This window comes from Fretibacter rubidus (genome assembly GCF_041429785.1).
Lineage (GTDB): Bacteria > Pseudomonadota > Alphaproteobacteria > Caulobacterales > Maricaulaceae > Fretibacter > Fretibacter rubidus.
Genome location: NZ_CP163423.1, coordinates 1,308,925 through 1,331,052 on the forward strand (window position 1 = coordinate 1,308,925; position 22,128 = coordinate 1,331,052).

General features: G+C 51.3%; 22 protein-coding genes and 1 tRNA gene. 14 read left to right on the plus strand and 9 right to left on the minus strand.

Translation table 11 applies throughout. The features are described 5' to 3' along the window. Complete coding sequence (gene hemB, locus AB6B37_RS06230) at positions 1 to 993, minus strand: porphobilinogen synthase (RefSeq protein ID WP_371398027.1); 993 nt, start codon at positions 991 to 993, stop codon at positions 1 to 3. A 148-nt stretch (positions 994 to 1,141) separates the two neighbouring features. Here hemB and hemA point away from each other — a divergent pair, with 148 nt between their 5' ends. Beyond that, a complete protein-coding gene (gene hemA / locus AB6B37_RS06235; RefSeq protein WP_371398422.1) occupies positions 1,142 to 2,374 on the plus strand; it encodes a 5-aminolevulinate synthase in 1,233 nt (410 codons plus the stop codon). Between the two features lie 7 nt (positions 2,375 to 2,381). Here the strand turns inward: hemA and AB6B37_RS06240 are convergent, their stop codons facing one another. Both AB6B37_RS06240 and AB6B37_RS06245 read right to left on the minus strand, forming a co-directional pair. Continuing rightward, positions 2,382 to 5,264, minus strand: coding sequence for a M16 family metallopeptidase (locus AB6B37_RS06240; RefSeq protein ID WP_371398028.1), 2,883 nt, complete (start codon positions 5,262 to 5,264; stop codon positions 2,382 to 2,384). Positions 5,265 to 5,340: 76 nt separating this feature from the next. Continuing rightward, complete coding sequence (locus tag AB6B37_RS06245) at positions 5,341 to 5,727, minus strand: hypothetical protein (protein ID WP_371398029.1); 387 nt, start codon at positions 5,725 to 5,727, stop codon at positions 5,341 to 5,343. A gap of 98 nt (positions 5,728 to 5,825) precedes the next feature. On the opposite strand from AB6B37_RS06245, the gene AB6B37_RS06250 reads away from it, so the two are divergent. After that, entirely contained in the window at positions 5,826 to 6,596 is a 771-nt protein-coding gene (locus tag AB6B37_RS06250) for a helix-turn-helix domain-containing protein (protein WP_371398030.1), read from the plus strand. Here AB6B37_RS06250 and AB6B37_RS06255 read toward each other — a convergent pair. Then, entirely contained in the window at positions 6,593 to 7,075 is a 483-nt protein-coding gene (locus AB6B37_RS06255; RefSeq protein ID WP_371398031.1) for an asparaginase domain-containing protein, read from the minus strand. The two genes, AB6B37_RS06250 and AB6B37_RS06255, sit on opposite strands and share 4 nt — an antisense overlap. Before the next feature lie 153 nt (positions 7,076 to 7,228). On the opposite strand from AB6B37_RS06255, the gene panD reads away from it, so the two are divergent. Together panD and AB6B37_RS06265 are read left to right on the plus strand one after the other, a co-directional pair. Continuing rightward, the gene (panD, locus tag AB6B37_RS06260) at positions 7,229 to 7,591 is read left to right on the plus strand and encodes an aspartate 1-decarboxylase (RefSeq protein ID WP_371398032.1); all 363 of its coding nucleotides are present in this window, start codon (positions 7,229 to 7,231) and stop codon (positions 7,589 to 7,591) included. 137 nt (positions 7,592 to 7,728) lie between these two features. Then, entirely contained in the window at positions 7,729 to 8,172 is a 444-nt protein-coding gene (locus tag AB6B37_RS06265) for a hypothetical protein (protein WP_371398033.1), read from the plus strand. A gap of 76 nt (positions 8,173 to 8,248) precedes the next feature. Here AB6B37_RS06265 and AB6B37_RS06270 read toward each other — a convergent pair whose 3' ends face one another. Together AB6B37_RS06270 and AB6B37_RS06275 are read right to left on the minus strand one after the other, a co-directional pair. Next, complete coding sequence (locus AB6B37_RS06270; RefSeq protein WP_371398423.1) at positions 8,249 to 9,202, minus strand: hypothetical protein; 954 nt, start codon at positions 9,200 to 9,202, stop codon at positions 8,249 to 8,251. A gap of 106 nt (positions 9,203 to 9,308) precedes the next feature. Next, a tRNA-Ile gene (locus AB6B37_RS06275) sits at positions 9,309 to 9,385 on the minus strand. Positions 9,386 to 9,495: 110 nt separating this feature from the next. Here AB6B37_RS06275 and AB6B37_RS06280 point away from each other — a divergent pair. Genes AB6B37_RS06280 through AB6B37_RS06300 form a run of 5 tightly spaced genes read left to right on the plus strand, consistent with a single transcriptional unit; the run spans position 9,496 to position 13,051 of the window. Beyond that, positions 9,496 to 10,248: a sterol desaturase family protein gene (locus AB6B37_RS06280; protein ID WP_371398034.1), complete on the plus strand. Its 753-nt coding sequence runs from the start codon at positions 9,496 to 9,498 to the stop codon at positions 10,246 to 10,248. Positions 10,249 to 10,288: 40 nt separating this feature from the next. Continuing rightward, positions 10,289 to 11,119 carry an FAD-binding domain-containing protein gene (locus AB6B37_RS06285; protein ID WP_371398035.1) on the plus strand — a complete coding sequence of 277 codons (831 nt, stop codon included), beginning with the start codon at positions 10,289 to 10,291 and terminating at the stop codon, positions 11,117 to 11,119. After that, a complete protein-coding gene (locus AB6B37_RS06290; protein ID WP_371398036.1) occupies positions 11,116 to 11,538 on the plus strand; it encodes a hypothetical protein in 423 nt (140 codons plus the stop codon). Before AB6B37_RS06285 ends, AB6B37_RS06290 begins: the two co-directional genes overlap by 4 nt. Positions 11,539 to 11,558: 20 nt before the next feature. Then, positions 11,559 to 12,530 (plus strand): NAD(P)/FAD-dependent oxidoreductase, encoded by a 972-nt coding sequence (locus AB6B37_RS06295; RefSeq protein ID WP_371398037.1) that lies wholly within the window; start codon positions 11,559 to 11,561, stop codon positions 12,528 to 12,530. 44 nt (positions 12,531 to 12,574) lie between these two features. Beyond that, positions 12,575 to 13,051: a GAF domain-containing protein gene (locus AB6B37_RS06300; protein ID WP_371398038.1), complete on the plus strand. Its 477-nt coding sequence runs from the start codon at positions 12,575 to 12,577 to the stop codon at positions 13,049 to 13,051. A 3-nt stretch (positions 13,052 to 13,054) separates the two neighbouring features. Here the strand turns inward: AB6B37_RS06300 and AB6B37_RS06305 are convergent, their stop codons facing one another. Continuing rightward, a complete protein-coding gene (locus AB6B37_RS06305; RefSeq protein ID WP_371398039.1) occupies positions 13,055 to 13,660 on the minus strand; it encodes a TIGR00730 family Rossman fold protein in 606 nt (201 codons plus the stop codon). A 109-nt stretch (positions 13,661 to 13,769) separates the two neighbouring features. On the opposite strand from AB6B37_RS06305, the gene AB6B37_RS06310 reads away from it, so the two are divergent. Further along, positions 13,770 to 14,750, plus strand: coding sequence for a hypothetical protein (locus AB6B37_RS06310; protein ID WP_371398040.1), 981 nt, complete (start codon positions 13,770 to 13,772; stop codon positions 14,748 to 14,750). Here AB6B37_RS06310 and AB6B37_RS06315 read toward each other — a convergent pair whose 3' ends face one another. Both AB6B37_RS06315 and AB6B37_RS06320 read right to left on the minus strand, forming a co-directional pair. Next, a complete protein-coding gene (locus tag AB6B37_RS06315; protein ID WP_371398041.1) occupies positions 14,751 to 17,999 on the minus strand; it encodes an efflux RND transporter permease subunit in 3,249 nt (1,082 codons plus the stop codon). Between the two features lie 28 nt (positions 18,000 to 18,027). Beyond that, the gene (locus AB6B37_RS06320; RefSeq protein WP_371398042.1) at positions 18,028 to 19,116 is read right to left on the minus strand and encodes an efflux RND transporter periplasmic adaptor subunit; all 1,089 of its coding nucleotides are present in this window, start codon (positions 19,114 to 19,116) and stop codon (positions 18,028 to 18,030) included. Between the two features lie 309 nt (positions 19,117 to 19,425). On the opposite strand from AB6B37_RS06320, the gene AB6B37_RS06325 reads away from it, so the two are divergent. The 4 genes from AB6B37_RS06325 (at position 19,426) to AB6B37_RS06340 (ending at position 22,127) form a co-directional block, all read left to right on the plus strand. Further along, positions 19,426 to 20,910, plus strand: coding sequence for an acyl-CoA carboxylase subunit beta (locus AB6B37_RS06325; protein WP_371398424.1), 1,485 nt, complete (start codon positions 19,426 to 19,428; stop codon positions 20,908 to 20,910). Then, positions 20,910 to 21,143, plus strand: a complete 234-nt coding sequence (locus AB6B37_RS06330; protein ID WP_371398044.1) for a DUF4160 domain-containing protein — start codon at positions 20,910 to 20,912, stop codon at positions 21,141 to 21,143. Before AB6B37_RS06325 ends, AB6B37_RS06330 begins: the two co-directional genes overlap by 1 nt. Continuing rightward, on the plus strand, positions 21,124 to 21,417 hold the full coding sequence (locus AB6B37_RS06335) for a DUF2442 domain-containing protein (protein ID WP_371398045.1): 294 nt from the start codon (positions 21,124 to 21,126) through the stop codon (positions 21,415 to 21,417). The genes AB6B37_RS06330 and AB6B37_RS06335 overlap by 20 nt, the downstream gene beginning before the upstream one ends. A 221-nt stretch (positions 21,418 to 21,638) precedes the next feature. Beyond that, positions 21,639 to 22,127 carry a hypothetical protein gene (locus AB6B37_RS06340; RefSeq protein WP_371398046.1) on the plus strand — a complete coding sequence of 163 codons (489 nt, stop codon included), beginning with the start codon at positions 21,639 to 21,641 and terminating at the stop codon, positions 22,125 to 22,127. The last annotated feature ends 1 nt before the right edge of the window (position 22,128 follow it).

Here is a 22,128-nt window from a genome sequence, read left to right on the forward strand (position 1 = left end):
TTATTGTTCTTCTTGAAGCCACTGGGCGGCGCTTGGGGCGAAATAGGTCAAGATACCGTCGCAGCCTGCGCGTTTAAAACATAGCAGACTTTCCATGATCACGCGACGCTCATCCAGCCAACCATTCTGTGCGGCGGCCATAATCATCGCGTATTCACCGCTGACCTGAAAGGCATAGGTCGGCATACAATATTCACGGCTAAGGCGACACATGATATCCAGATAGGGCATGCCAGGCTTGACCATAATCATGTCGGCGCCTTCTTCGATATCCATGGCGACTTCGCGCAGGGCCTCATCCGTATTGGCAGGGTCCATTTGATAGTTTCGTTTGTCACCCGTAAGAGCCGTGGCCGACCCGATAGCATCGCGGTATGGGCCGTAAAAACCAGAGGCATATTTGGCCGCATATGACATGATAAGAACATCTTTATGCCCTGATCTTTCTAGTGATTGCCGTATCATACCCACGCGGCCGTCCATCATATCCGACGGTGCCACAACATCGGCCCCCGCATCCGCGAGCATAAGCGCAACATCACATAGGGCATCCACAGAGGCATCATTGATAATTTGCCCGTCATGGACCAAGCCGTCGTGACCATGGTCAGTATAAGGGTCAAGCGCAGCGTCCACAATAATACCCATGTCGGGCACGGCGTCTTTTACCGCTTTGACGGCGCGGGGAACGATACCGTCTGGATTAGCGGCCTCTGAGCCGGCGGCGTCTTTATATTTTGGATTGATATGCGGGAATATCGCCATGGCTGGAATGCCAAGCGCCTTTGCGCGCTGTGCGTCTTTGACAATTTCGTCTAAATTTACGCGGTCGACACCGGGCATAGAGGGCACCGGGTCACGCGGGATGTCGCCATCACTAAGAATGCATGTCCAAATCAGATCATCAGGGCTGAGTCTGTTTTCGCGCACAAGACGGCGCGACCAGTCAGTTTTGCGAGTGCGTCGCAAGCGCGTAGCGGGAAAGGCTGCCACAATAAACTCCGTAAATTCAATTGCTTATAGCTCTATCGTGTAAAAATTTCTACTAAAATTCCTGCGGCGATTTCGCATTGGAATTTGCTGATATTTTTGCTTATATACAGATGAAATAAAGGGCGAAGCCATGACAGATAAGCGGACTATACCATATCATGCGCAGTTTAAGCGGGCCGTTGCCGCTGTGCGCGATGAAGGCCGCTATCGCGTGTTCCAAGATATTCGCCGCAAGCGTGGGGCCTTCCCGACGGCAACATGGTATCCTGACGCACAGACAGAACGTGAAATCACCGTCTGGTGCTCTAACGACTACCTTGGTATGGGCCAAAACGCCTGCGTCGTTGATGCGGTAAAACAGGCCGTCGATAGCGCAGGAACGGGTTCGGGCGGGACGCGTAATATATCGGGTACGACCCATTACCACGTCATGTTAGAGCGCGAACTTGCGCAGCTTCACGGCAAAGACGGTGCCTTGGTCATGACGTCAGGCTATGTCGCCAATGAGGCAACATTGGGTGTGATGAGTAAAATCTTGCCGGGCCTGATTATTTTTTCTGACGAAATGAACCACGCCTCTATGATTTCAGGTATACAGCGCGCGCAAAAGGCGGGCGTCTGTGAAAAACGCATCTTCAAACACAATGATTTGACCGACCTCGAAGCGAAGCTGAAAGCCGCCCCTAAGGATGCGCCAAAGCTTATTGCCTTTGAAAGCGTTTATTCTATGGATGCCGATATTGCCCCGATTGAGCAAATTTGTGATTTAGCCGATAAATACGGCGCGTTGACCTATATCGACGAGGTGCACGCCGTTGGCATGTACGGGCCGCACGGCGGCGGCATATGCGAAGAGCGTGATCTGATGCACCGGGTCGATATTATCCAAGGCACGCTAGCCAAAGCCTACGGCATGATTGGCGGCTATATTGCGGCTGATATTGATATTATCGATGCTGTGCGCTCGCTTGCGTCTGGCTTTATATTCACGACCTCTATCCCGCCCAGTACAGCGGCCGGTGCACTGCGCTCTGTAAAGGTGCTTAAGATGTCTCCGCATATGCGCGAACAACATCAAGAGCGCGCCAATGCGCTTAAGTCACGCTTCCGTGCGCATGGCTTGCCATTTATTGATGGCGATACCCATATTGTGCCCTTGATGGTGGGCGACCCTGTTAAATGCAAAGCAATATCGGATGATCTTATCCATCGCTTTGGTATTTATGCGCAGCCGATTAACTTCCCAACGGTACCGCGCGGCACAGAGCGTCTACGCTTTACGCCCAGCCCGTTTCACACAGACGCCATGATGGACGCCTTGCTTGATGCGGTGAATACAATTTGGGCAGAGCAGGGATTAGCACGTAAGCAGGTTGCGTAATTAACCCTTACTCTTCTTTTGTGCTACCAATCATGACGGGCTCGCCAAAGCCTAATCTCGCGGTGCCTTCTGCTTGCGTCTGCGCGTCGCCGACAACGACGTAGTTCATGGCGTCCACTGGCATGTATTTCTCGACCAAGGCCTTGACGTCATCCACAGTCATATTAGCGATACGCTCCGCGTTAACTGCTTTGAAATCAGGGGCATAGCCGTAATTGCTAATTTGCGACACGAGCGATAATTTATCACTTAGCGTCTCAGTCTTTAGCGCTTGGCCACGCAGCAGCGCGTCCTTCATTACGGATAAATCATCCTCAGAAAATGTCGTGCCGTAATTGCCAACGATGTCTTTAATTAGTTCAAGACTTTCTGTGGTGACATTGGACCGTACAGAGGACCCGATAAAGAAAAACCCACGTTCATCAGAGGCGCTGAACCTAGACCCTATACCGTAGGTATAGCCTTTTTCCACACGCAATGTGTTATTCAAGCGAGAGGTATAAATCCCGCCGAGAGGAAAGTTGATAGCCTCGACTAAAGGGAAGTCTGGATCTGTCGCCAGCAGTGATGGGCGTTGAATGCGAAGGGTTGATTGTTTTGCCCCCGGCACATCAAAGAAATAGACCTTGGATTCTGTGACCTCATTGGGGGGCGCTAATGTGATGGGGCGCATTGTGACGGTGTTCCATGCGCTTGCCATGGGCGAAAAAGCGCGTTTTACATCGGCTTTATCCACGGCACCGACAACTTTTAACTTAGCAGAAGCGGGGGCGTAATAATCACGGTGAAAGGCTTTCAAATCATCCAATGTTACGTCACCAAGAGCCTCTTCAGGTCCGTAAGTCGTATAGTGGTAGATGTGATCTTCGGGATAGAGTAACTTTGCGGTCTCCCTGCGCGAAATTGAGCCCGGGTCAGCTTCTGCCGTTTTAATGGCGTTTAGCGTTTTAATTTTCAGTAGCTCAAACTCTTCAGCGTCCCATGCGGGCTCTGTTAGAAATTCCGTCACAAGCGCGATTGTGGCGTCGAAATTTCGCGCGAGGCTATTGCCAGATATGGACACCGTTTCTGATCCAATATTGACCGACACATCCGAGCCGAGCGATTTAATCGCGTCTTCAAGCTCTGCTGTGGATTTATTTTCTGTGCCTTTAAGCATCATATCCGCGGTCAGCGCGGGAACAGCGGGCTTCGCCACGTCGCCGCGTTTACGGCCCGCATCAATTGTCATGCTGAAATAAACCAGCGGCGTCTCGCGGCTCTCTATGCCGTGAACGGACACACCATTGGATAGCTCGCCGGTCCAAACTTGTGGGCTGGGGAGGGTGTAGGCTGCGCCAAAGTCTGGCTCCACTGTGCGGTCAAAGGATGATGGTGTGGGGGTGAATGTGCGCGCGGTTGGGTCAAACTCAACGGCGGCATCGGCACCGGGCACGATTTTTTCTTCAACGATATCGGCTTTCACCGCCCCGTCCAGCACGAGGTCAGCTTGTCCCGCAGGCACCACCGATGTGTAAAGGCGCGGCCGGTCTTTGATATAGGCGTTATAAACACGCATCACGTCCTCTGTGGTAACCGCGTTCAGCCCCGCAAGTCGTGTTTTGTAAAAGCCCGGATCGCCCGTGAACAGATTATCTTCGCCCAGTTGAATGGCTTTACCCAATACGCTTTGGATTTCATTGTAAAACCCGACCTCAAGTGATGCCTTGATGCGGTCAAGGGCAGCTTGCGGAATACCGTTTTCCTCAAACCGGGCAAAGCCGTCCGCTATGGGTTGGGATAGGCGCTCTAGCGGTTGGCCTTCTTCGCCGCGCATGATCAGGTAAAACTCACCTGCGATTTCGGCTTGGTTATGGAATGTCGTGACGCCCGATGTGACTTTTGTCTCGTCAATCAGAACTTCATTAAGCGGTGCGGACTTTCCGTCCGTGAGGTAAGTGGACAAAATATCAAGCGCGTAGCTATCAGGATGGTATTTTTCGACCGTTGGCCATACGGCGGTGAATTGCGGTAACTTGGCAAAATTATCCTCATAATAAAGGGACGTCGTTTCGGTGAGGTTTGAGGCGCGCGCAGGGTAGGGTTCTGCCAAGGGGCCGCGCGGTATTTCGCCGAAATATTTCTCGACATAGGCTTTGGCCTCTGACGGGTCAAAATCACCTGTGATTGTCACAGTGACATTATTTGGCACATACCACCGCTTATAAAAGTCCTTCACATCATCCAGCGTCGCGGCATCAAGGTCAGCAAGAGAGCCAATAACTTGCCAATTATAAGGATGGTCGGTTGGGTAAAGGGCTTTGCCGATAATGTACCAATTATGTCCGTATGGGACGTTATCGACCCGTTGGCGTTTCTCGTTTTTGACGACCTGTTTTTCATTATCAATCACGCCTTGGGTGACGGTGTTGATGAAATAACCTAATTTATCGGCTTCCGCCCAAACGACTTTTTCCAGCGCGTCTGCGGGGACCGCTTGGAAATATTGCGTCATATCATTGGTGGTAAAGCCGTTTGTGCCTTCGCCGCCGATACGCGTGTTCATTTCGTCAAGACCGCCGTAGCCGAGGTTTTCTGAATCAAGGAAAAGTAGGTGTTCAAATAAATGCGCAAAACCTGTGCGTCCTGTGACTTCGCGCGCAGAACCAACATGCACAGCCAAGTTTATCGCGACAATCGGGTCAGAGCGGTCAACATGCAGCACAACATCAAGACCGTTGTCCAGCGTGTACTTCTCAAAATCCAGCGTCAGCGCGCTGGTGGCATCTTTGGCAGATTGCGCACTATCTGTCGCTGGGCTGCAAGCGGACAATACCAGAGGCGCGCTCAGCAGAGATACAGCCGCGAGGCCTGTAAAGACGGGTCGGAAACTAAAATGTGAGAATGTCATGCAAAGCCCCATATGGCGTTAGATTTGGGTTAATCTTAACGCCTAGGGGTCGCCGCGCAAGCGGATTAATGTGGGCTTAGGTCTGGTCGCTTAAATAGAGCCAACGTGAGAACATAGCCAGCAACCCAATGCTGCCAGAACACATGATAAATATTAGCCAGAAGGGCAGCTTCATACCCATCGTTTTGGCCTTTGGCACGAGCGCGCACCACGCAATGCCAATCGCCAGCAATAAATCGAGCCAGACCTGATTGCCCCAAAAATCCTGCGTGTGGTTTGCCCAAAACCCCAGCGGGCCTTCGGTGATGACAGCAAGCAGTGAGAAAGCAAAGAACGCCACGCCAAAGGCTGCGGGGATAGTCCAGCGTATATTGCGAGACTGGTCGCCCTTGATCATCATGATGACAGTCACAATTGGGAAAATAAGAAGCGAGACGAGGGGCAGGATAAGATAGTTGGACATGGGACACCTTTCGTTTTGGGATTGGTGAGGCAATATCCACGGCAAAACAATTACCTGTGGGGTAAGTGCATTTTCGCTGCGCTATGGTAGATATATTTATGGCATCAACATTTGGACAGATTTTAAAGCACTGGCGTGAAGCGCGGCGTTATAGTCAGCTCGCATTATCAGTCGAGGCGGATATGTCGTCGCGCCACCTTAGTTTTTTAGAAACAGGACGCTCCAAACCCAGCCGCGCCAGCGTTTTACGTCTGGCCCGAACCTTGGATATGCCGCGCGCCAGCGTGAATGAGGCGCTAAAAGCGGCAGGGCTTTCAGCCGAATATTCCGCATTGGCGCTGTCCGCGACGGAGCTTGCACCTGCCATGGACGCGATTGATTTAATCTTAAAAAACCACGCGCCTATGCCGGCTATTGTGATTGATGAGGCGTGGATGATTGTCGGGGGTAATCCGCCTGCTATGGCGATGATCGATGTGCTGCCCTTTGCGGGCTCACTCTGTATTGTTGATGCCCTACTGAACGATGACCCCGATGCACCAATATTTCTGAACTGGGAGACGATTGCGGTCTGGACACTTTTGCGGTTGCAAAATGAGGCGACCAAAGCCGGTGCTGACAGTGCGGTTGCGGCTCTTTATCAACGGTTTTCCACCCATCCCCGACTAAAGGATGCCAATCAAGCGTCATTTTCAGATTACGGGCCCGTCCTGACCATGCGCTGCCGTTTGGGGGATATGGAGCTATCTTTATTCACCATGATTGCAGAGTTTTCCACCGTTCAAGATATCACCATGAACGAAACACGTGTCGAGTTGTTCTTCCCGGCCGATGAGGCAACAAAAGCGTTCTTTGAGGCGACGGCCTAGCCGTCAAATCGGCCCGCTTTTACGTCTTTACGCAACTCGCTGGCCTCAAAAATCCGTCCGTTCATAACGCCGTAAACGCCAGATGGCATGGTTTGGGCGGCAATCACGGCCCCGCCGATATTAAAGCCTGCGTCGGATTTACCGAGGGAGAATGGCCGCATTGACCCTGTTAGGATAACGGTTTTATCCCCTATACGACCGGACAGAAATTTGGCTGTTTGCTCCATCGTACCCGTGCCGTGTGTGATAACAATTTGCGTCTCAGGCGCGACTAATACGGCTTGTAAGATATGCTCGCGGTCATTGTCGGTCATATCGAGGCTATCTAGGCGCATTAAATTTTCAATACGCGGCATAAAACTACGCCCAATCCTCAGCAATTCCTCCATATGGGAGTTTTCACCAAAGACGAGGCCTTCAGTATAAGTATCATGGATTTTATCGAGCGTACCGCCCGTTGTCAGGATTAGCATAGTCATAACGCCCCCATAACGCAGTAAATTATGTTTGCAAGCCCGCTTTCTGAACGCTAGATAAACGGCGCGTAAGGCGTCTATGCGTGAACGGGGCTTCTGCCTTTAAATTACGCCATTACACCCTATATGAAGCGTGTAGATGATGAAGGAGACCATATGCTACTGACCATGATGAAGGGTAAAATTCACCGTGCAACGGTAACCCAAGCCGATTTGCATTATGAAGGCTCTATTTCCATTGATCAGGACCTGCTCGATAAAGCGGGTATATTGCCGAATGAGCAAGTGGATATCCTCAACATCAATAATGGCGAGCGGTTTACGACATACGCCATTACCGCACCGCGCGGGTCAAAAACATTTGGTCTAAACGGTGCCGCTGCGCGCCGCGTGCAACTGGGTGATAAGATTATCATCATTACCTATTGCCAGATGGAAGCGGAAAAAGCGCGCAACTATGCCCCGCATGTTGTGCTGTTGGATGAAAATAACGAGATTTATCACCCGCCTGTGCATTAGGCGCGAGTTTGATTTTAGAGTATGAAGCCTCCGGTAACGGGGGCTTTTTTGTGGGCTGTCGAGGATGCTTTGGTTATTTAAAATACGGCCATTTATAAAACATATCCCCGTGCGAAAAAGGGGTCGTAATATGCAGCATGGATTTAAATGCGCCCCTATACCGTGATGACATGGCCCCGCGATACGGTGCAGTCAATCATGGCGTTTACGGGGTGCTCGCGAGAATTTTTCTTTGGCTAAGGGCCGTATTGGGGCAGGAGGTTCGCCCTCATGCCTCCGCGCAGAATTATGATGTGTACACGCTCAACCGTGAACGCCGTCATCGGCAGGTGCGCTTTTTTACTCGCGCCGTTCCGCCAGCACGCAATCACGGCCCGTTTCATAAATTTGGACCGCGCGGTGTAAGCCCGACACAGTTTTTAGAACGGCTTTGCCGTCTGTCGGTTGATGGGCGTATTACGGTTTACCGTATGGTCTATTGGTCATCTCGTATGACCCGCGAAGCCTTTATGGCAATCTTGATATTCGGAGAGTTTCGGAAGGCCGCTGGTTTATGGGACGCGCATATTCCGCCAGATTAACAGACTTTTTTCTGTATTTTTGACCAAATTTATAGCGTGAAATGCCCCATTTCATGACCATATCAGCACGGCTATATTACGGCGTCACGGCCAGCCCAACCACCGCTAAAGACTTTCCATCAGGACTAAAGCTCAGTCTTGCCACGCCTTCAATTCCGTAATCAGGTAGCTCCGCGACGTCTGCCCAACCGTCCATGCCCACTTGCCAGCGGTAGAGACCATCATCCTGAATGATAAACACTGACCCGTCTGGCGCCCAAGCGTAATTGGCGTTGGGGCCATTAAGCGCGGTGAGGGGGCGAACGGAGTGAGTTTCGGGGTCGAGTTCTTTGATCCAGACGCTTTCGTCGCCTTGGCGGTGGACGAAGCTAAATTTATTGGTGCTGGGAATGACATAAGGCGTGGAGGGCACGGCATTGCCGCTGATGTAACGGCTTTGTGCGCCGTCTGTATCGGTGAGGCTCACGTTAAAACCATAGCGTGACCAATAAAGCACATCCCCCGTGCCGTGGTTCCATGCATAATAACCAATGGGTTCACGCAGGGTGTCACCGGGCAGAAGATTAGACGTTTTACCTGAGCCGTCGCGCTGCATTGTGACAATGGTTTGCGCTGCCCCGGGGCCGTCACTGACAAAGGAAATGGTGGTATTATCAGGCGAGGACACGGGTGAAAATTCGCTGGTGATTGTGTTTGTTATTTGGGTCGATGTGCCGATTTTGATGTCATATTCATAGACATCAGTTTGGTAATCATCCCCGCGCGAATAGAGAAATGATTGGCTATCCGCCGTGAAGCTAGGTTGATTATCGTAACCTGCCCGCGTTGTGACATTGCGCGGATTGGATAGGCTTGGGGCTTGACCTAGGATTATGTCAAAAAGGAAAATATCGGTTTCTGGCAAGCCCGCTTTTTCACGCGGTGCAGGGTCTTCATTGGGTGCGGCTTGGGCGGCATAGGCCGGAACCGAAACGCACGATAGCGCAACCATGATAAGGCAGAAGGCTCGTTTAAATTTTAAATCGCGCATCACTTATGCTCCTTGCCGACTGTCTGACTGAGCGTTTAATCCTGCAATTTAATGTTTGCTTGCGCAATAGGGCGCGTCACAGTGAGAGGGATTTGATTTTGAGAAATGGTAGGGGGTGAGGGACTTGAACCCCCGACCAATCCGTTATGAGCGGACGGCTCTAACCAACTGAGCTAACCCCCCGCGCAAAGCTGCGGTAGAGCGGTTCTATAGCGCGGGAATTCTTGGGTTTAAAGCCCAAAAGTGACAATTTGCGCCTTGGCAAACACGGGGGCTTCGGGCAACACATTCGCATGGACGGATGGCCAATACCCGTGGGGCAGACCCTTGTGACTTACGCTGCGTTTGTGGCCATTATTATTGCACGATATTTTATGATTGTTTGGCCAATTCATTGGGCTTTGTGGCAGCGCGATCCGTCCAAAGTGCGCGCAAAGCGCCTCTCAAAGCGCCAACCTAGCGTGAAAATAATCCGCCACGAAATTACGCTATCCACCCTATCGGCGTTCATCTATGCTGCCCCCGCGGCGATTGCTATAGAGATGTGGAAAGCGGGCGGCACGACGCTTTATTCGGGCCCAATCGACGGCGTTTCGGGCTGGGGATATATTGTCTTTAGCGCGGTTTTATATCTGTTTGTCCAAGACACGTGGTTTTATTGGACGCACCGCATTATGCACCACAAAAAGTTGTTTGGTCTGACCCATGCGGGGCATCATAAATCTGTGCAGCCTACGCCTTGGGCCAGTTTTTCTTTTGATCCGCTAGAGGCTGTAAGCTCGGCCTGGTTATTGCCCGTCATGGCCTTATTTGTGCCGCTGCATGTCGGTGTGGCGCTGGCGCTTTTGATGATTATGACCATCAACGCCGTCTTTAATCACGCAGGGTGGGAGGTTTATCCGCAAAAATGGGTCAATGGCTGGTTTGGGAAAATCTTCATCACGGCGTCCCATCACAATGTTCATCATACAAAGTTTACAGGAAATTACGGGCTCTATTTTCGGTTTTGGGATTATGTTGCGGGGACAGACCGTGGCTATTCTTAGGACGATTATCTGAATGCTCTCGCCAACCATTTAGCGGTTCATGCGTATGAACTCCATGACCAGTAATGTTGATATTAAAGATAGCGTTGTCCCTCTCGCCAAGCGCCGTGACAAAGACAGTATTGAACACGCCGTACGTGCCTTATCCCCGAATGCGGTGGGCAAGGCGTCATCAATACGCGGCGGCCGTGACGCGGCTATGGATAAGCTCTCAAACATTGACCCCGAAGGCTATGGCCGCACACGCAACCACACCGACGGCGCGGTCACGCAGCTATCACCTTACATACGCCACGGCGTCTTTTCCCTTAATGCTGTTCGCAATGAAGCCCTTGATAAAAGCGGCAAAAACGGGTCTGAAAAATTTATTCAGCAGCTGGCTTGGCGTGATTATTGGCAGCGGCTTTATGCGGATAATCCTGACATGATTTGGAATGATGTCGAGGATTATAAGACGGGATTTGACGCCGATGATTACGCCGATGACTTACCTGACGATATTGCGGCGGGGCAAACGGGTACGGCGTGCATTGACCATTTTCTGCGGGAGTTACTGTCCAGCGGGACTATGCATAACCACGCACGGCTATATGTCGCGGGCTATATTTGTCACTGGCGACGGGTGAAATGGCAAGCGGGGGCGCGGTTTTTCCTCTCGCATCTTCTTGATGGAGATCCCGCCAGTAATAATCTTTCATGGCAATGGGTCGCTAGCACCTTTAGTCAAAAACCGTATTTCTTCAACTTAGAGAATGTTCAAAAATTCACAGGTCCTAGCGTGGATAGCCGTCCAGAGACAAACCAAGATTTAGTCGGTAGTTATGATGATTTACGCGCGCGTTTGTTTCCGCATATGCCTTATCCGTCATGAGCGCGATTATTTGGATACATGAGGACGCCTTGCGCGCGGATCATCCTGTGTTTGCTGCGGCAGGCACAGACGCTCAGGTCGTGTTTATCTGGGATGACGCCTATTTCACAGCCCAAGGATACAGCTTTAAACGGTTGGTTTTTATCTATGAATGCCTATTGGATTTACCCGTGATCCTTTGCAAAGGCGACATGGCGACGGTTCTTAGCGGCCTAATTGAGGGGCGGGATTTATATGTACCGACAACACCCAATCCAGATTATCAGACTGTCGCGGCGGTCTTGTCCAAGACGACTAAAGTCCATTATATATCAGAAACGCCCCTTACATTTATCGAGACAGAGCCTGACATGAAACGGTTTTTTCGGTATTGGAATAAAGCCAAGAAATCGGCTTTGTCTAAGGACGGCTTACCGTAGCGTTAGCCCAAAGGTTTAAGATGAAAATTGCAATTATTGGCGCGGGATTAGCGGGCGTTTCCGCAGCGCGAAAGCTTGATAATTTTGCCGAAGTGACGGTGTTTGAAAAATCACGCGGGGTATCGGGTCGTATGTCGACGCGGCGCGCAGACGCCTTTGAATTTGACCATGGGGCGCAATATTTTACGGCCAAAGACACACGGTTCCAAGACGCAATAGAGCAGGGCGTCGCCGCAGGACATTTGGCCCCTTGGGCATCAAATGGTGTATATCTACGCGAAGGCAGACTAGAGCCCGATACAGGCGCCAATAGATTTGTCTCGAAACCCCGCATGAATAGCTGGGTCAAAGCTCTGGCCCAGGGGCTGGATGTGCGACTAGCAACCCGGGTTAGCCATATAGAGCGCCGTGATGACCTGTGGTCGTTGAGTTTTGAAGACGGAGGCTCTGACCACGGCTTTGATTGGGTCATCATGGCCGCACCGTCAGAGCAGGTCGAGGCCATATTTCCCAAAGATTTCGCGCAAAGAACAGTCTTAGAGGCGGTGAAGATGGATGCCTGTTTTGCGCTAATGTTGGGCTTATCAGGCGCGCCTAATGTGCCGTGGGATACGTTGCGCCAAGCAGACGGGCCAGCCGCTTGGATTGCCGTGAATAGCGCCAAGCCCGAACGTCCAATGGGCGTTGCGACCTTGATGGTGCATTCAGGGCCGCAGTGGAGCGAAGACCACATTGACGACGACCGAGGTGATATTGCCGCCCAAATGCTAAGCGCTGCCAGTGCCGTGACGGGTCTTAATCTCTCTAATCCAGCCTATCAAACGCTTCACTTTTGGCGCTATGCCGCTGTAAAAAACGGGGCGGGACAGGGCTGTCTTATCGACCATGATAAGCAGCTGATTGCGGCCGGTGATTGGTGTCTTGGTGGTCGCGTGGAAGGGGCCTATCTCAGCGGTCTGGCAACGGCAGAGGCAATTATTGGCGCGCTATAGTTTTGGTCCTTGTAATCGTCCTGCCGACCGCTTAGCTGTCAGACATGGACAAAGCTGCTATATATAAAGAGGTCGCCGACCAAATCGCCGCGGTTAATGCTGGGGAACCGTCCCGTACCGCCCGCATGGCCACGGCGTCGTGCTTGTTGTCCCAAGCCTTTGATTATTTTTTCTGGACGGGGTTTTATGTGGTTGATTCACATAAAGACCGCGAACTTGTCGTGGGGCCATATCAAGGCACATTGGGGTGCTTGCGTATTCCCTTTGCGCGCGGTGTTTGCGGGGCCTGCGCCACGCAACAGGCGACTATTATCGTCGATGATGTGCACGCTTTCCCGGGTCATATTGCCTGTGATAGTCAGACCAATTCAGAGATTGTTGTGCCCGTGTTCACGGATGACGGCGCATTATTTGCCGTGCTGGACGTTGATTCGACCGCGCTGAACAGCTTTGATGAGGTTGATAAACTCGGCCTAGAGGTAATCTGCAAATCACTCCTAACCGGTGCGACGCAAAATTAATCCTTACATCTTATCAAGTGTTACGGGTGCAATCTCTCTTAGGGGTTTGTCTGTTGCCCATTCGGTTTCAATCAACCGCAAGGCTTGAGCCGGCGTTTGGGCGGTATAGACATCATCCGCCATCCATTTGGGTGAAAAACCACGGTCAATCGTGTGATGCAACAAATCCGTCAACGGTGCCCAGTACCCATCATTATCCATAAAAACCATAGGCTTTTGATGTAATTGCAGGCGCATCCACGACATGACTTCGATGGCTTCTTCCAATGTGCCAATGCCGCCGGGCAAGACAATGAAGGCATCTGCGGCCTCATACATCAGCTTTTTACGGGTTGCCATGTCGTCCACGACTTTATGCTCGACCTCCTCAAGAAGGCGTTCTACGGATTTAAGAAATTCTGGAATAATGCCCAGCACATCGCCTCCTGCGGCGGCGGCCGCGCGCGCTGTCGCCCCCATTAATCCCATGCCACCGCCACCGTAAACAAGACGGTAGTTATGTTCGGCCAACGCTGTGCCTGTGTCTTGCGCCAGTTGGATATAGCGCGGGTGGTCACCATCGCTGGAGCCACAGAATACACAAATAGAGCGGGATGGTTTGGATGTCATAGTCAAGATGTCTTTTCTTTATTTTGCAATTGCGCGGATTGATTTGTCTTCTTAGATTGGTCGCTGCTATCCAAGATAGCAAGGGGCGTCACAAAGGTAAGAGATAAATATGCGTTTTCCATTAATGGCCATGCTGTTGACGGGTTTTGCGATCATCGTCGCCATTTTGGGCGTCATGCAGCTAACACGCAATAATGACAAAGCTGTGCCAGATACGACTGAGGGCTCAGTAGAGCAAACGACAGAGACGGGTGAGCGTAGCGCTGTGCGTCCCATTTCATTTGGCACTGTGTCAGAGATTAATGGTATGCTCCGTATGGCAGGGACGAGCGAACCTGATGCCACAGTCTCCATCGTCTCGGGCGGGGCCGTCGCGCAGCAAACTCGTGCAGATGATAACGGAATGTGGTCAGCGGTTTTGCCTGTTTTTGGCACGGACACACAGATGATTGATCTCGTCATGTCACTTCCCAGCGGTGATAATATCCGTTCGGACGAAACCCTGTTTCGTATTCCTTATCCATCAGAGGTAAATGATGCTGATGATACCATCCAAAGTGCAACACCGCCAAGCGCCAAGCCGCCGCTCATTTTGCGGACCATGCCTGGTGCGCCGTCAAAGCTGATCCAATCCCCCTTCGGGTCTGTCCCGACCGTGGGGCCGCTAAGCCTTGGCCCGATTGATTATGACGATAGTGGCGGTGCGGTTTTTCGCGGCATGTCTGAGCGTCCCGGACGGGTGCGTTTATCGGTAGAGGGCGGCGGCGTTATTGGTGATCAACCTGTGTTGGATGATGGACAGTGGTTTTTCATCGTTGGTGAAACATTACCGACGGGCACATATAATATGTCTATACGGTTGATGACGCCTGACATGGACGATGTCGTTTTAACGGTTCCTTTTGAGCGCCTATCGCCGCGCCGTGGTCAACAGGTCGAAGGCTTTGCGGTATCGGCATTATACCGCGAAAATAGCTGGCAAGTCCGAAGAGAGCTGTTGGGCGGCGGCGCGCAATATACAGTGATTTTTGCAAAAGCTATAGAACAAGAGAATGCGGAAGAAGAGCTGCGCGAAACGCAAACCCCTTAGTTATTCGGCGGGTTGCTTTGCCCCTAAACCGAGTTTTGATTTGAGGTAGGCCGTCTTCTTGCCGTCATTGCGGACATATCGGTTAAAGCGTTCCATTAAGACCTTCGGTGCGGCCAGCATGACAGGCGTGATAATCAGTGTCAGCAATGTAGCAAAGCCGAGGCCACAGGCAATCGCATAGGAAATAGGGGCCCAGATATCCGAAGTCGCAGAGCCTTTGGTGGAAAACTCTCCAGAGAATATGTCAGCGTCCCACCCAAGCACAAGCGGCATAAGACCGACTACTGTTGTCAACGTGGTCAGAAACACAGGACGCAGACGTTGCGCGGCGGTTCGCGTCGCGGCGTCGACAGAGCCGTATCCAAGTGTCATCAACCGCTGATACGTGTCGATTAGGACAATATTGTTGTTCACCACAATACCAGCCAGCGCAATCACCCCAGTCCCAGTCAAAATCATACTGATATAGGGATAGAACGATAACCCCAGAAGCACCCCAAAGACGGAGAGCACAACGGCAAATAATGTCAAAAAGACATGATAGAAGCTGTTGAATTGCAGCAAAAGAATAATACCCATCATCAACATGATGGCCAGCCCCGCCATCTGGAAGAATTCTGCTGCGGCTGCATTTTCTTCTTCTTGGCCCAAGAATTTGATTTGAACGCTCTCAGGAATATCTGCGTCGTTTTTGATCCAATTGCGTAAATCTTCGACAAGCACATTAGGGGCGTAGTCTTTGGCGGCATTGGCAAGAACTTCGTAATAAGGAAGTTGGTCACGCCTGTCGATTGTGTCTTGGCGTGTTTTGGCGACCCGTGTCACGACCGTTGACAGCGGCACAGAGCCATCGCGGGTCTGAATGCGCAACCGGTCAAGGTTATCAAGGCCGCGGGCTTCTGACGGGTAACGAATGCGGATATCGACCTCTTCATCAGCATCAAGTGGTCGGTATTGCCCGACCAATGTGCCCTCTGTCACTAATTGCACGGCGGCGCCAATACGGCCCACGTCAAGGCCCAAGCGGCCCGCTTCGGCGCGGTCAACATCAAGTTCCCATTCCACACCGGGCAGGGGTAGGGTGTCTTCAACTTCGATTACGCCTTCTGTAGCTTCGAGTTTCTCTCGCATCATTTTGGTTGTAGCCCGAAGTGCGATTGGGTCATCAGACGATATTTGAAGCCCAATAGACTTCCCAATGGGTGGTCCGTTATCTGTGGCCGTTACCTCTGTAATAACGCCTGGAATATCGGATGTGACGTTGCGTAATTCATCCATGATTGACACGACGCTTGGGCGCTCATCAAAGGGTAGGAGTTCTGTGTAAAGGCGCACGACCGTGTCAGAGGGTACATTGGATGGTCCGCTTAGCGCGTCACCGCCGCCGCCAGACCCGCCAGCACCGGCACCAGCCACTGTGTAAACCGACTCCACACCCGTGACATTGGCGATGCGGCGTTCGAGTTCCAGGCCAATATCAAGCTGGTTAAGAGGGGTCGTGTTACCGCGCGCCCGTGCCAAGATATAGACTTGGTCAGACGGGGATTGCGTGAAAAATTCAACAGGTTTGGGCGGCGGACCCGCGACGGAACTGCGAAAGAACACAACAATCAAGAAAAGCAAAAGACCCGTCACGGCAATAACCAGCAGCGGGAAGCGGATAATTTTATGGATAAAACGAACATAGACACCTGTGATTCCAGTCGTCGCGAGCGGGTCGCCACCATCACCCGAAAGGGCCAGCATCTTTTCATCCGGCACATCTAACTTTTTCGGTCCGATTAATGTGCCCATTGTCGGTAAGAATATAATCGCCATGAACATTGAGGCCGTCAGCACATAAATCATTGTCAGCGGGAAATAGGACATAAATTTGCCCGTCACACTGTCCCAAAAGAGCAACGGTATGAAGGCAGCCAATGTCGTCGCTGTAGAAGAAATAATTGGCCAAAACATGCGCTCGCCCGCCGTTTTGAACGCTTCTTTGCGGTCCATGCCCTCGGCAAGTTTACGGTCTGCAAACTCGATGATGACAATTGCACTATCGACGAGAACACCCACGGACAGAATAAGGCCGAACAAAATCATCATATTGATCGTCTCCCCGTTCACCCAAAACAGGAAAAGCGACATTAGAAAACTTGCGGGAACGGCCCAGCCAACGAACAAAGCAGACCGAATACCAAGCGCCGCGATACAGACAATAAACACGAGAACAACGGCATTGATGATAGACGAGGATAGCGAGCTAACCATATCAAGGATATAAGTTTTACGCTCTTGGGAGTAAGCGACAAGGATTGTATCAGGCCAGCTATCATCTGCGGCGATTTCGTCCACCAAGGCCTGCACTTTGGCCGTTGTATCAAGGATGTTTTGCCCTTGGCGTTTTGAGACTTCAATGGAGACGGATGTTTGTCCATCAAATCGCGCATAGGTCCCTGGATCTTTGTAGGTGCGGCGTACGCGCGATACATCGCTCATGCGGATAATGGACGCGCCGTCTGCGCTGCTGCGGATAACAAGGTCGGCCAAGTCCTCGGGCTTTTCAATCAACCCAGGAAGTTTAACGTTAAATTTGCCAGACTCGGTTTCCAAAACACCAGCCGTGATAAGACTGTTATTACGCGAAACAGCGGCGGCAATTTCGTCAAATGTAATACCAGAGCTCTCGATTAACGCGGGATCAAGTTCGGCTTCCAATACATCTGTACGTTCGCCAGAAATATTGGCTTCTAGGACTTCTGGCAGGCTCTCAATGCGCCGTTGCAGCATTTTAGCGCGGCGTTGTAATTCGCGTTCAGGTGCCGCGCCAAACAAGTTGACGACAACGATAGGCAGGGTCGATGTGTTAATCTCTTCAATGATGGGTTCGCGCGCTTCTTGGGGAAATTCGCTGCGGGCTTTATCAACTTTTTCAATGACGTCCTGAATGGCCTTGTCTTGGTCAAAGGACGCGTTGAATTCCAAAATCATATAGGCCACAGAATTAGCAGCGACGCCGTCCATTTGTTTAAGGCCCTCGATTGATTTTAGCTCTGACTCCATTGGCCGTATCAGCAATCGCTGCGCATCTTCGGGCGATACACCGGGGAGCACAACACGCACATTAATAAAGGGCACGGGAATATCGGGTTCAGCATCAAGGGCGAGGCGGCCCATAGCAACAATGCCGCCAAAGACAGCAAACAGCATCAAGCCCATCGTCATGCGCCAATTGTCAATTGCAAAACCAACGATTCGGTGCATAGCAGGGGCTTTCTAAAACTCTATCGGTTTAATTCGTTGTGGCACGTTGCGCGAGACTAGAGGCTGGTACAGTTTCGACCTCTGTGCCGACTTTGACAAAGTCTTGGCCTTTAACAATAACATTGGCGCGTTCAGGAAGGCCCGTAACCCAAACGCCTGACGCGCTTTCGTCAATCGTAACAGTGGGCACAAAGCGTACGCGATTATCCAAATCGACATAACGCACACCAACAACACCGTCGTCATTTAACGCAAGGACACTGGCGGGAATTTGGTGTGCCTGTGTTTGTCCTGCGATCATCCGAACCGTCGCCGTAACACCGCCGCGCAACTGCATATCAGGATTTGGCACTATGACTTCAGTTCGGAACGTCCGTGTGGAACTATTGGCCCGACTCTCGATGAAGCGAACCTTGCCGACAATGTCTTGTCCTGTCGCCAGCTTAACAGAGGCCTCTTGCCCGATAACAATTTTGCCAACTTGGGTCTCTGTCAGATCAGCGACAATTACAAGCGGATCAAGATCAATTAGCAAACCGCAAGATTGCCCCGGGGCAAGGTAATCGCCAATCTCGGCCATACGTTTGTCAAAAATGCCCTCAAACGGCGCGCGTGTGTTGACATTATCTAGCTCTATCTCGGCCTGCTTAACAGATGCCCTTGCCCCGTCGACTTGTGCGTTTAAGCTCTCTAGCTGTGTGGCAGAACGGTAGCCCTTATCCACAAGCGTCTGCGTCGAACTGCGGTCAAATTGCGCAGACTTAAGCTGCGCGCGGGCTTGGTCAAGCCGCGCTTGGCGGGCGTCCACGTCTTGGCGGCACAGCGTTGTGCCGCGCTTGACCGTTGTGCCTTCGCTGACGGGGGTGGATACCACAATGCCCGCCGTTTCAGCTTTCACAGAGACTTCGCGGTTCGGTTCCGTACGGCCATAAAGACGAAATGTGTTGGGGTGATCGGTTGCCGTGACCATTTGCGTGACGACTTTGGGCGTCGGGGCCTCTGGAAACGGGTTGGACACTGTCTCGGTCGTCTCATCGGCGAGCGCATGCAGCAAGAACCATAGCGCGATGATAAGCACCGCAAGGCCGGAAATCACATATGAGGTATTAATTTTCATAACTTGCCTACGCCTTGATGGCGGTGAAGGTTTCACGCAACTGCACCGAATCAAAGGGGAAAGGGCCTTTCGCAGTCATATGTGAATGTGTTTACGCCCTTAACGGGCAAAGACAATGTAAATTTCTGCAATAGTACACTTCAATTATGCATGTTTGGGCGCTGCGCTGTTTTATCTTTGATATAAATCGGACTTGCCATTGGGGCGTTGTTTATTAGGGTGGTCTTTGGAGTTGAGAGACCAGTATTTCAGGGGACTTGCGTGAGCGATATAATAGACCAATTGGCGCAGCGGCGCGACGATGCGCGTATGGGCGGCGGACAAAAGCGGATTGACGCGCAGCACGGCAAAGGCAAGCTGACCGCGCGGGAACGTTTGGAACTGCTGCTGGATCCCGGCTCTTTCGAAGAATTTGATATGTTCGTCAAACATCGTGCCACTGATTTTGGCATGGATAAAACCCATTACGCGGGCGACGGTGTGGTGACGGGATGGGGCACGATTAACGGGCGAAAGACCTTTGTCTTTGCCCAAGATTTCACAGTCTTTGGTGGGTCGTTATCAAAGACCCACGCGCAGAAAATCTGTAAAATTCAAGAGATGGCGATGAAGCACGGCGCGCCGATTATCGGCCTACAAGATAGCGGCGGTGCACGTATCCAAGAAGGCGTCGAAGCCCTTGCAGGCTATACAGATGTGTTTCAAAACAATATCTTAGCCTCAGGTGTTGTTCCGCAAATCAGCGTTATCATGGGGCCAAGTGCGGGCGGGGCGGTTTACTCTCCTGCGCTCACTGATTTTGTCTTCATGGTGCGCGATAGCTCCTACATGTTCCTGACAGGGCCAGACGTCCTAAAAACTGTGACCAATGAAATTGTTACCGCGGAAGAGCTTGGCGGGGCGAAGACCCATACGACCAAATCATCTGTCGCCGACGGGGCCTATGATAATGATATGGAAGCGCTGGCGGAAATTCGCCGCTTGTTTGACTTCCTGCCGCTGAATAACCGCGCGGGCACCCCCGTGCGACCCGTCTTTGATGACCATGACCGTATCGACGAAAGCCTTGATACGCTTGTCCCTGAAAATCCCAATATTCCTTACGATATGCACGAGCTTGTCCGTAAAGTGGCGGATGAGGGCGATTTTTTTGAAATTCAGCGCGACTTTGCCAAAAACATCCTGACGGGCTTTGTCCGCATGGAAGGCCAAACGGTCGGCGTCGTCGCAAACCAGCCGATGGTACTGGCGGGATGTCTTGATAGTGACGCCTCTCGTAAGGCGGCGCGTTTTGTGCGTTTCTGTGATGCCTTTGATATTCCGATCCTGACGCTGGTCGATGTCCCGGGTTTCCTGCCGGGCACGTCCCAAGAATTTGGAGGGGTGATTAAACACGGCGCAAAACTGCTCTATGCTTACGGCGAAGCGACTGTGCCGAAAGTCACTGTGATTACGCGCAAAGCCTATGGCGGGGCATACTGTGTTATGGCACCCAAACACCTGCGCGGGGACATTAATTATGCTTGGCCCACCGCGCAAATCGCAGTCATGGGGGCCAAAGGCGCGGTGGAAATCCTGCACCGCAAAGATTTGGGCGATCCCGATAAAATCGCCGTACATGTCGCCGACTATGAAGATAAATTCCTAAGCCCCTTCCGCGCCGCCGAACTCGGCTATATCGACGAAGTGATCAAGCCGCAAAGCACACGGCGGCGCGTGTGTCGGGCGTTTGCGCTGCTAGAGGATAAGCAGCTAAGCAACCCGTGGAAAAAGCACGATAATTTGCCGCTATAATGCCAACAGTTTTGCGATGGAAAGGGTATAAATTCTTCTTCTATTCTGATGAAGAAGATAGGCCGCATATCCATATTATAAAACAAAATGCGCAGGCTAAATATTGGTTAAACGATGTGGAATTTGTGAAGGCAGAAGGCTTTTCACAAAAAGAGTTAAATGTGCTATTTAAGAAGGTAGCAGAGGAACAAGATTTGTTTTTGGAAAGATGGAATGACTATTTCAACGCTTGAAATCGATGATGAGAGTTTGAAAATCGAAAGCGTGTCTTTCGATGCTTATTACTTTCATTTTCATCTGAAAGATGGACGCATATTAAGTGCGCCTATTTGGTGGTATCCACGACTTTTTAAAGCGTCGGTAAAGCAGCGTAATGCCTGGGCAATCCTCCCCTTTGGGGACGGCATAGAATGGGACGAAATCGACGAACATATTAGCGCGAGGGGTATTTTAATGGGTAAATCCGCGCCGGGAGCCGTAGCGCCTGCCATGGACGCCGCGGAGTAGGGTGCGTGACGTGATTGTATGGCTGGGGGATAAGCAAATGAGTAATCCGTGGAAGAAACATGGGAATTTACCGTTGTGATACTGACATCATCGCACAATTCCGCTTACCCCGTCGAAAGACGGGGCCCATCACCCAAACCTCTCCGCACATCGCAAATGCAGGAGATGGATCCCGTCTTTCCACGGGATGAGTGGGGTGTAGTGGTGTGGACAAAACTTGAATGTTTGCGACTTTAGACATGGGAGCATTAAAAAATTTCTTTTCGCGTTTAAAAAGTCAGAAACTTGAAATAGTTCTTTCTAAGCACGACAAATCAAAAACAGAGAACGTTATCGAGACGATACGTCGGATGGAGACAAACACAAGCTTATATGCGGCGGGGGCCTTCGCCCCGCTTCTCGTTCTTCTAAATCAATTAGAATTTTTGAGAAATCAAAATTCCGATTTAGTTCGGTGGGTTGCGCTAGCAGCCATGTTATTTCTTGCATTTTCTGGGATTGCCCTAGTGCTATACCGCGCCTTTTATATTAATCTAAAACGGACCCAAGTTGAATTATTTTTGGCAGGAATGCCGCCCGTGGATAATTTGACTCTTACTGCACTGAACACACCTCGGTGGAATATAGTAAATGTGTTTGCCTTCATTTTCATGCCATTCGGCTGGCTACTAATTGGATTAATGTCGTTAATCCTACTCCTTGGAAACTAAA

What these genes read in the sequence shown, in the direction of transcription:
- AB6B37_RS06240 (WP_371398028.1), bottom strand. Translation starts at nt 5,264, where the DNA reads ATGACATTCTCACATTTTAGTTTCCGACCCGTCTTTACAGGCCTCGCG.
- AB6B37_RS06245 (WP_371398029.1), bottom strand. Translation starts at nt 5,727, where the DNA reads ATGTCCAACTATCTTATCCTGCCCCTCGTCTCGCTTCTTATTTTCCCA.
- AB6B37_RS06250 (WP_371398030.1), top strand. Translation starts at nt 5,826, where the DNA reads ATGGCATCAACATTTGGACAGATTTTAAAGCACTGGCGTGAAGCGCGG.
- AB6B37_RS06255 (WP_371398031.1), bottom strand. Translation starts at nt 7,075, where the DNA reads ATGACTATGCTAATCCTGACAACGGGCGGTACGCTCGATAAAATCCAT.
- panD (WP_371398032.1), top strand. Translation starts at nt 7,229, where the DNA reads ATGCTACTGACCATGATGAAGGGTAAAATTCACCGTGCAACGGTAACC.
- AB6B37_RS06265 (WP_371398033.1), top strand. Translation starts at nt 7,729, where the DNA reads ATGGATTTAAATGCGCCCCTATACCGTGATGACATGGCCCCGCGATAC.
- AB6B37_RS06270 (WP_371398423.1), bottom strand. Translation starts at nt 9,202, where the DNA reads ATGCGCGATTTAAAATTTAAACGAGCCTTCTGCCTTATCATGGTTGCG.
- AB6B37_RS06280 (WP_371398034.1), top strand. Translation starts at nt 9,496, where the DNA reads ATGGACGGATGGCCAATACCCGTGGGGCAGACCCTTGTGACTTACGCT.
- AB6B37_RS06285 (WP_371398035.1), top strand. Translation starts at nt 10,289, where the DNA reads ATGCGTATGAACTCCATGACCAGTAATGTTGATATTAAAGATAGCGTT.
- AB6B37_RS06290 (WP_371398036.1), top strand. Translation starts at nt 11,116, where the DNA reads ATGAGCGCGATTATTTGGATACATGAGGACGCCTTGCGCGCGGATCAT.
- AB6B37_RS06295 (WP_371398037.1), top strand. Translation starts at nt 11,559, where the DNA reads ATGAAAATTGCAATTATTGGCGCGGGATTAGCGGGCGTTTCCGCAGCG.
- AB6B37_RS06300 (WP_371398038.1), top strand. Translation starts at nt 12,575, where the DNA reads ATGGACAAAGCTGCTATATATAAAGAGGTCGCCGACCAAATCGCCGCG.
- AB6B37_RS06305 (WP_371398039.1), bottom strand. Translation starts at nt 13,660, where the DNA reads ATGACATCCAAACCATCCCGCTCTATTTGTGTATTCTGTGGCTCCAGC.
- AB6B37_RS06310 (WP_371398040.1), top strand. Translation starts at nt 13,770, where the DNA reads ATGCGTTTTCCATTAATGGCCATGCTGTTGACGGGTTTTGCGATCATC.
- AB6B37_RS06315 (WP_371398041.1), bottom strand. Translation starts at nt 17,999, where the DNA reads ATGCACCGAATCGTTGGTTTTGCAATTGACAATTGGCGCATGACGATG.
- AB6B37_RS06320 (WP_371398042.1), bottom strand. Translation starts at nt 19,116, where the DNA reads ATGAAAATTAATACCTCATATGTGATTTCCGGCCTTGCGGTGCTTATC.
- AB6B37_RS06325 (WP_371398424.1), top strand. Translation starts at nt 19,426, where the DNA reads ATGGGCGGCGGACAAAAGCGGATTGACGCGCAGCACGGCAAAGGCAAG.
- AB6B37_RS06330 (WP_371398044.1), top strand. Translation starts at nt 20,910, where the DNA reads ATGCCAACAGTTTTGCGATGGAAAGGGTATAAATTCTTCTTCTATTCT.
- AB6B37_RS06335 (WP_371398045.1), top strand. Translation starts at nt 21,124, where the DNA reads ATGACTATTTCAACGCTTGAAATCGATGATGAGAGTTTGAAAATCGAA.
- AB6B37_RS06340 (WP_371398046.1), top strand. Translation starts at nt 21,639, where the DNA reads ATGTTTGCGACTTTAGACATGGGAGCATTAAAAAATTTCTTTTCGCGT.